At 43.3% G+C, this 7279-nt stretch carries 11 protein-coding genes and 1 pseudogene; 7 read left to right on the top strand and 5 right to left on the bottom strand.

From position 1 onward, the window contains the following. Positions 1-98 precede the first annotated feature (98 nt). A complete protein-coding gene (locus JGK22_RS20980; RefSeq protein WP_293207820.1) occupies positions 99-698 on the top strand; it encodes an MAE_28990/MAE_18760 family HEPN-like nuclease in 600 nt (199 codons plus the stop codon). Between the two features lie 131 nt (positions 699-829). Next, on the top strand, positions 830-2341 hold the full coding sequence (gene ilvA / locus JGK22_RS20975; protein WP_293277040.1) for a threonine ammonia-lyase, biosynthetic: 1512 nt from the start codon (positions 830-832) through the stop codon (positions 2339-2341). A 100-nt stretch (positions 2342-2441) separates the two neighbouring features. Here the strand turns inward: ilvA and JGK22_RS20970 are convergent, their stop codons facing one another. Both JGK22_RS20970 and JGK22_RS20965 read right to left on the bottom strand, forming a co-directional pair. Next, positions 2442-3290, bottom strand: a complete 849-nt coding sequence (locus JGK22_RS20970) for an Rpn family recombination-promoting nuclease/putative transposase (protein ID WP_293190450.1) — start codon at positions 3288-3290, stop codon at positions 2442-2444. 50 nt (positions 3291-3340) lie between these two features. Continuing rightward, positions 3341-3487, bottom strand: coding sequence for a hypothetical protein (locus JGK22_RS20965; RefSeq protein WP_293212129.1), 147 nt, complete (start codon positions 3485-3487; stop codon positions 3341-3343). Here JGK22_RS20965 and JGK22_RS20960 point away from each other — a divergent pair. Together JGK22_RS20960 and JGK22_RS20955 are read left to right on the top strand one after the other, a co-directional pair. Then, positions 3478-3894, top strand: a pseudogene (locus JGK22_RS20960) (XisH family protein). The gene JGK22_RS20965 and the pseudogene JGK22_RS20960 sit on opposite strands and share 10 nt — an antisense overlap. After that, a complete protein-coding gene (locus JGK22_RS20955) occupies positions 3882-4217 on the top strand; it encodes a XisI protein (protein ID WP_293177271.1) in 336 nt (111 codons plus the stop codon). The pseudogene JGK22_RS20960 and the gene JGK22_RS20955 overlap by 13 nt, the downstream one beginning before the upstream one ends. Here the strand turns inward: JGK22_RS20955 and JGK22_RS20950 are convergent. Next, entirely contained in the window at positions 4214-4351 is a 138-nt protein-coding gene (locus tag JGK22_RS20950) for a hypothetical protein (protein WP_293177273.1), read from the bottom strand. The genes JGK22_RS20955 and JGK22_RS20950 overlap by 4 nt on opposite strands. 221 nt (positions 4352-4572) lie before the next feature. On the opposite strand from JGK22_RS20950, the gene JGK22_RS20945 reads away from it, so the two are divergent. Continuing rightward, entirely contained in the window at positions 4573-4872 is a 300-nt protein-coding gene (locus JGK22_RS20945) for a hypothetical protein (protein ID WP_293217373.1), read from the top strand. Then, positions 4872-5318 carry a PIN domain-containing protein gene (locus tag JGK22_RS20940; RefSeq protein WP_293217376.1) on the top strand — a complete coding sequence of 149 codons (447 nt, stop codon included), beginning with the start codon at positions 4872-4874 and terminating at the stop codon, positions 5316-5318. Before JGK22_RS20945 ends, JGK22_RS20940 begins: the two co-directional genes overlap by 1 nt. 83 nt (positions 5319-5401) lie before the next feature. Here JGK22_RS20940 and JGK22_RS20935 read toward each other — a convergent pair whose 3' ends face one another. Together JGK22_RS20935 and JGK22_RS20930 are read right to left on the bottom strand one after the other, a co-directional pair. Then, positions 5402-5851, bottom strand: coding sequence for a hypothetical protein (locus tag JGK22_RS20935; protein ID WP_293217379.1), 450 nt, complete (start codon positions 5849-5851; stop codon positions 5402-5404). Between the two features lie 50 nt (positions 5852-5901). Beyond that, the gene (locus JGK22_RS20930; protein WP_293217382.1) at positions 5902-6405 is read right to left on the bottom strand and encodes a DUF6232 family protein; all 504 of its coding nucleotides are present in this window, start codon (positions 6403-6405) and stop codon (positions 5902-5904) included. Positions 6406-6655: 250 nt separating this feature from the next. Between JGK22_RS20930 and JGK22_RS20925 the strand changes: the two genes are divergently transcribed. Then, entirely contained in the window at positions 6656-7174 is a 519-nt protein-coding gene (locus JGK22_RS20925; protein WP_363319762.1) for a hypothetical protein, read from the top strand. Positions 7175-7279: the final 105 nt, after the last annotated feature.

Raw genomic sequence — 7279 nt, 5'->3', positions numbered from 1 at the left:
AATCTTGACTCCAGGCAAGTCTAATATATAGTCTAAATAAAAGTCCATGACAGTAAATGTATTGTTTGTTACATTATACACCATAAAGTCAGGAGAGCCTGCACGAGCAAAATTTACGCAAGGAAGTGCTAGAAACAGTCTTAAGAAATGCTGGAATTGATGACCCATGGAAATGGGTAACTAACCACAAAGAAATTAAATATTTTGTTGAAGAAGTTCGCGACAGTCAAAACACGGCTGAAGGAGAACTCAAACAACTGGTTGATTATCGGAATGAAGCTGCACACGGCTCGGTAGACGAGATATTGGGGACTCAAGAACTGTTGGACTTAAGTGATTTTGTTGAGGCTTTATGCAAATCACTTGCCGATTTAGTGACCTACAATATAATTTTACGCCAGAGCGATCGAGGATTGGTAAGGGAAATTGGAAAACTTACTGAGTGGTTCAAAAAACCGCAAGCAGGCGTAGCAAAAGTTAAGGAAGTTACATTAACTGTAGGAGAATGTGTTTTTCTAGTTTTAGTTAATGATGAATTATCGTACTGCTACTCTGCTACAATTGAGAGCATTCAGCTCAACGATATTTCTCACGATCGCCTGGAAATAACCTCGGAAGCAGAAGTAGGCTTAAAGTTCGATCTGGATGCCAGAATAGGATTGACTATTTATGTAACTAAATCAAACAAAGTTGACTAAAATTTTCGTTACTGTGAAGCGCGCTCTATCGCCACAAAATCCCAACAAGAGCGCTCCTCTTCGAGGGCTGCGCTAACGCACAAATACCGTACAATAATCCCACCATCCCGCATCTACCAAATCCTAACCCCATGCTTTGCGATTACCTCGTACAAATCCTCACCGCCCGCGTCTACGATGTTGCTCAAGAATCCCCCCTAGAAGTAGCCCCCAATCTATCAACGCGGCTCAACAATAAACTGCTGCTGAAACGCGAAGATATGCAGTCTGTTTTCTCCTTCAAACTGCGGGGCGCGTACAACAAAATGGCGCAACTGTCGCCGGATTTGCTAGCACAAGGTGCGATCGCAGCTTCCGCCGGCAATCACGCCCAAGGAGTCGCCCTCGCTGCCCGCCACCTGGGAACTCGCGCGATTATCGTCATGCCCGTAACGACGCCGCAGGTGAAGGTTAATGCGGTGATAGCCCGCGGTGGAGAGGTGATTTTGCATGGGGATACCTACGATGATGCCTACGCTTTTGCGCGCCAATTAGAGGTCGAAAAAGGCATGACTTTTATTCACCCTTTTGACGATCCGCACGTGATTGCGGGACAGGGTACGATCGGCATGGAAATTCTGCGGCAACATCAAAAACCGATTCACGCGATTTTTGTGGCAATTGGCGGCGGTGGATTGATTTCGGGAATTGCGGCTTATATCAAGCGGTTGCGCCCGGAAATTAAGATTATTGGTGTGGAACCGGTGGACTCTGATGCGATGAATCAATCGCTGAAAGCGGGTAAACGGGTGCGCTTGTCGCAGGTTGGTTTATTTGCTGACGGCGTTGCGGTGCGGGAAGTTGGCGAGGAAACTTTTCGGCTTTGTCAGGAGTATGTGGATGAGATTATTTTGGTGGATACGGATGATATTTGTGCGGCGATTAAGGATGTTTTTGAGGATACGCGATCGATCTTAGAACCTGCTGGCGCTTTGGCGATCGCAGGTGCGAAGGCTTATGTGGAACGGGAACAAGTCGCAGGAGAAACATTAATTGCGGTTGCTTGCGGCGCGAACATGAATTTCGATCGCCTGCGTTTTGTAGCAGAAAGGGCAGAGTTTGGCGAACGTCGGGAAGCAATTTTTGCAGTCACAATTCCCGAACAACCGGGAAGTCTCCGCAGGTTTTGCGAATGTTTGGGTAAGCGCAATCTAACTGAATTTAGCTATCGAATTGCGGATGAAAAAGCAGCGCATATTTTTATCGGCGTCCAAATTCAAAATCGTGCCGATGCGGTAAAAATAGCAGCGAGTTTTGAAGATTGCGGCTTTAAAACTTTGGATTTAACTGATGATGAATTAACGAAATTGCACTTGCGGCATATGGTGGGCGGGCGTTCGATGCTGGCGGATCATGAGTTATTTTATCGCTTTGAATTTCCCGAACGTCCGGGTGCGTTGATGAAGTTTGTGGGTTCGATGAGTCCTAATTGGAATATCAGCGTTTTTCACTATCGGAATAACGGCGCAGATTACGGGCGAATTGTGGTGGGAATTCAAGTACCGCCGGATGAGATGCAGGAGTGGCAGGCTTTTTTGGATACGCTGGGTTATCAGTATGGGGATGAGAGTCAGAATCCGGCTTATAAGTTGTTTTTGAGGTAGTTTATTATTCGGCGGTTGAAACCGATCCTATACAAACGAAGTCCGCCTCCGCGGACTAAGAAAAAGGACGCGAACAATGTCATGTCGGGTTTTCGACGCATCAAACTTCCGATCGCAAATTCTGCACATCCTGAACGCTGAGTCCGGTTATTTGGGCTATGGTTGCGTCATCTAGGCGATCGAGTAACTGCCGTGCGATCGCGAGTGTTGCTTCTTTTTTAGCTTCTTTTCGAGCTTGTTTTTCAGCATAGATTATAACTCCTTGTTGGTCATAAATAAACATTTCTTGCCGTTCGATAGCGTCCAGCTCGTCAGGATTTAAATTAACTTGATTTGCTATATCAAAGGCTTGATGAATCTCTGGAATGACATCCATTGTTTCTGGGATTTGTGTCAGCGTATTAGCATATTTTATGAAATAAATCCATTTATCCACCAGGGTTTCTAACTGTGACAAATCTTTGGTAAATTTCGGGAGTTCGACAAACACTAGCTTCATGTTATTATCGGTATATCTCAGATTAGTCGTTTCTTCTTTGTAAACAAATCTAGAAATTACCCGATCGCTATTTTCAAACATCTCAAAATCAGTCAGTGTCAGTGCAATCACAGGTTGCAGCATTCCGTAGCCTTGTCCTTTCTGTAATTGAGAAACATAGGTTTTTGCAGCGTTGTATAAAACTCTCTTTCCGAAAAACTCTACATTTAATACCTGCATTTCAATAATGACGAGAGTACCATCGGCAAGTCGGGCTTTCACATCTAAGTAAGTATCTTTTAACCCTGTGATTTTTGGGGGCAAATTGGGATTAATAATTTCTAAGTCTTCTATGGTAGGATTGCCATCGTAAATCATGGCGTTGAGAAAGCTGATGAGTATGCCTTTGTTATCTGAAGAACCGAAGATTTTTTTGAAGGCGTAGTCGGTTTTCGGGTTGATGAATGTCATGGTGGGAATCTGGAATAACGACCGCTGTGTCGATTGTATCATCGGTGCGATCAAACTTGACGGGTGCGATCGCCCGTAGGAGAAGATAATGAGCTATCCTCACTCTTGAGAGTCAGAATGGCGATCGGGCTTTTCCAGATAGATGCGATTGGAAGTACAATAAAGTTAAAAGTTACAAAAGGGAACAATGGCAGCACGCGATCGCTTTCATGAAGCCGTTAAGCTTGCCCTTCAGAAGGAAAATTGGGTGATTACCGACGATCCGCTGAGGCTAGAAACCGGTTGAGCAAAGTTTGAGATTGATTTGGGTGCAGAGCGTTTACTCGCAGCACAACGGGCAGGAGAAAAAATCGCCGTCGAAATTAAAACATTTTTGGGTGACTCCCCGATTACGGATTATCATGCGGCATTAGGACAGTTTCTGAATTATCGGCTTGCATTAGAACTTAAGGAACCCGATCGCAAGCTTTATTTAGCAGTTCCTGTTGCGGTGCACGAAGCTTTTTTTCAGCGGGAGTTTTTGCAAATTTCGGTAGAGCGGCATCAAGTTAACCGCATTGTCTACGATCCAGTGAATGAGGTGATTGTACAATGGATAAGCTAGAGCATTATCGTCAGTCGATTCAAGCATTATTGACTGAATATGTGGCAACTCCGATCTCCAATGGTGCGATCGAATCGCAAATAATTTTTGATACGCAGCGGGATCATTATCAAGTGACGAATGTTGGTTGGGATGGGCATCGGCGGGTGTATGGATGCGTGCTGCATTTAGATATTAAGGATGGCAAGATTTGGTTGCAGCAGAATACAACGGAGATGCGAGTGGCGCACGAGTTGGTGGCAATGGGTGTGGCAAAGGAGGATATTATCTTGGGATTTCAAGCAACCTATGTGCGCGAGTACACGGGCTTTGGAGTGGCTTAGCGATCGCTAAAAATAATGTCACCAGCAGCGATTTCCTGACGTACTATCTCAGCTAGACTATCCCACTGAGCGTCTGTTGTAGCTTCAAATTGAGCCTTCCACACCTGTTCGTCACTGATATCCTCTTCCGCCATTAGAATGCGGATTAACTCTCGTTTGTCGATCGCAGATAGTTGTCTAATGGTAGGGAGTAATTCTGTTAGTGCGATCGGTTGTTTTCCTACGATGCGTCTATGTTAACGGTAGCAGGTCAACGTAGTAATTGCAACTTCTAGGGGAGTTTGACAAAAAATGCCCAAAAATTGCTATAATAAAGAGTCTTAGAAACTTAACACTAAAGGCTGAGGTTAAAGTCGTGACAATAACTTCACAAGAAACGGATGTAGAAATTCAACAATTCCCGATTCTTCTGGGACAGGGAGGGGAAATTACCATTCCCCAGTTATTACAAGATGCTCTCAAGGTCGATCGGGGAGATATGCTGGTGCTACTCCAAATAGGTAATTTGATTGTGCTTGCTCCCAAACAACCTCAAGTTCCCCAACTAATCGATCGGATTGCAACTATTATGGAAAGTGAAAATGTGGGTTTGACTGATTTATTGGCGGGTTTAGAGGCCGAGCGAGAGGCGATTTGGCAGGAGAAACATTCTTGATGCGTAGGATATTTGCAGACTCCAGCGTGTTAATTGCCGGATGCGGATCGCGAACAGGAGCTAGTCGTGCTGTGCTGACAATGGCAGAAATAGGTCTTTTCAAGTTGGTTGTATCTGACCAAGTTTTGGAGGAATGCGATCGCAATTTACGCAAAAAAATACCTGCGTCTCTGCCAATTTTTACAGAGTTGCTAGCTACTATTAACCCCGAAATTCAACCCGATCCATCCCTCGAAGAATCATCGCGGTGGGCGGCTATTATTGAAGCTAAAGATACCCCGATTTTAGCGGCGGCTGTTCTGGCAAATGTCGATCGCCTGTTGAGCTTAAATACCAAAGATTTTACGTCCGAAGTTGCTGCACAAAGCGGGTTAATGATTCAAACTCCAGCAGAATTTGTTACAGAAATCCGAGAGATTGTAGGAAAAGGTTTGTCGTCAACGTGATTCGAGGGTGATGAGCGACGTATCAGAAAGGCGATCGCACTTAGTTTTGTTCGTAAGGGCGATCGCACTTCGCGCACCACAATCTATTCTGGTTTCATCCAACCTTTAACGATCGCCTTCCCGACATTGACATAAGGATTGTCTAAAAACTCTTCGATCGCAGCTTCACCACCAGCCTGCAATGCACCAACCGCACGACGCTTGAAACTGGGGGTAGTTTCATCATTAACGTGAGCAATCTTTTCCGCATCAGTAGCGGTGGGATTACTTACCTCTAATTGTTTGAGCAGTTGTTGAATTTCTTTTGCTGAAGCCGCAAGAGTTTGTTTCTGTTCTGATTGTTGGACAAAAGAGTTGTTGTCAGAGCTGGCATTCTCACCCATAGCCCCAACCTGACCATGATTATTATAAGAAGTTTGTGACACTACTTTACTCTCGGATACGGGTTTATACTCTACATTTCCATCGACGTTTCCTTGAACCAAGTTGCCCTGAAAACTACTATTATTCATGTCTACAGATTTACGTTCCATAACTGCTAGCATCCTCAATTGCTAATGTTTACTTTTAGTGTTATGTTAGCTCAATTACCAGAAAGATACGAAGTATTACCACCGACATTTCCCTGTATTAAGTTACCTTTTACTTCACTATTGTTGATACATATTTCATAAGATACGTTGTTTTTTTCTTTTTCTATAAAATCATATATGCCTAAAACTATCTGTTTGAGTTTTGCTAGTTCATCCGTAACAAATAGCGTTTTGTCACCTGAATTTAGAGTAATTAATAGACCGTGGTATTTGGGCTTTTTCAAGTTCCAAACTACACCTCCAATTGCAACCAATACCAACAAACCACCTAGTGCACTGTTACCTATACCAGCTATCAATGAAGCAAAAAAAATACTGACAATTATCGACCAAGGAATCGTTCCAATATCGACCGCTCCTTCACTAAAACTTGTTATATTGTGAGTTTGATAAACAGTATTTGAAAAACGAACTGTTCTTTGGGTTATAGTAATAACTTGATTTCGTTCTAAAGCGATGCTCTGATTACTTCCCAAGAGGTTTGGTGTTGCCATTTATTATACCTATAAAATTGATGTTTGATGCTATGTGACGACACCCTTTTCAGCTCTGAGGCACAACTACGCGCCTGTTAATAAACACTCTAGTAAGATGCTTGTGTCTGCTTTACTGATACTAAACCGATCGCACAAAAATTAAAAGCGGAAAAAGACGGATTTTTCTTAAATTATTGTAAACTACGGAAAAAGACGGATCGAGACGGATAAAGTCGGCTATAATAACCACTGTCCTCCCACATCCCGGATGATGCGCCTTCAAGAAATACTTCAATTTATAGATGATGCTGTCTACGCCAAGACAGGCAAACATTTAAATGACTTGCAGCGCGGAATTATTGAAGGAACGCTGAAGCGTCAAAAGTATGATGACATTGCAGAAAATTGTGGTTGTTCAGCGGGTCATGCTAAGGATGTAGGTTACGAGCTTTTGCAAATGTTATCTGATGTCTTTGATGAAGAAGTTGATAAAAAAAATCTTAAATCAGTCGTAGAACGGCAAGGTGCTCTAAATATTTCTTTGGGTGCTCGAAGCTTTAATAGCAATAATAATATAATCGGCTGTGTAAACATGGGTTCCGAACAAACAATTCCTACGCCAGATAAAAGTCAGCCGGAAAATCCCGACTTGCAGGATGAAAGCAAAAATCAAACTAAGATTGAAACAATAGATAAATTACGGCAGTTTGGCTTAAGCGATGAGCAAATTGCCGAAGCGCTAGATCTACCTTTAGAGCAGGTTAAACAGGTGGACTTGGAGGAATAAATTCTGCGCCCTGTGCGAATTTTACTAAAGTGAAACTAAAAAAGGAGATATTTCAGGCGTTGTGCATAATTCCCAGAAACCGGGTTTCTTCCGAGATATTTAGCC

It is taken from the genome of Microcoleus sp. PH2017_08_TRC_O_A, from assembly GCF_020738665.1.
Classification (GTDB): domain Bacteria; phylum Cyanobacteriota; class Cyanobacteriia; order Cyanobacteriales; family Microcoleaceae; genus Microcoleus.
The sequence above is the reverse complement of the archived record's forward strand: the minus strand, read 5'-3'. Positions and strand labels throughout refer to the sequence as shown.

Bases quoted from the DNA above. Each gene is read 5' to 3' on its own strand.
- ilvA (WP_293277040.1), top strand. From the start codon at position 830: ATGCTTTGCGATTACCTCGTACAAATCCTCACCGCCCGCGTCTACGAT.
- JGK22_RS20970 (WP_293190450.1), bottom strand. From the start codon at position 3,290: ATGACATTCATCAACCCGAAAACCGACTACGCCTTCAAAAAAATCTTC.
- JGK22_RS20955 (WP_293177271.1), top strand. From the start codon at position 3,882: ATGGATAAGCTAGAGCATTATCGTCAGTCGATTCAAGCATTATTGACT.
- JGK22_RS20950 (WP_293177273.1), bottom strand. From the start codon at position 4,351: ATGGCGGAAGAGGATATCAGTGACGAACAGGTGTGGAAGGCTCAATTT.
- JGK22_RS20940 (WP_293217376.1), top strand. From the start codon at position 4,872: ATGCGTAGGATATTTGCAGACTCCAGCGTGTTAATTGCCGGATGCGGA.
- JGK22_RS20935 (WP_293217379.1), bottom strand. From the start codon at position 5,851: ATGGAACGTAAATCTGTAGACATGAATAATAGTAGTTTTCAGGGCAAC.
- JGK22_RS20930 (WP_293217382.1), bottom strand. From the start codon at position 6,405: ATGGCAACACCAAACCTCTTGGGAAGTAATCAGAGCATCGCTTTAGAA.
- JGK22_RS20925 (WP_363319762.1), top strand. From the start codon at position 6,656: ATGATGCGCCTTCAAGAAATACTTCAATTTATAGATGATGCTGTCTAC.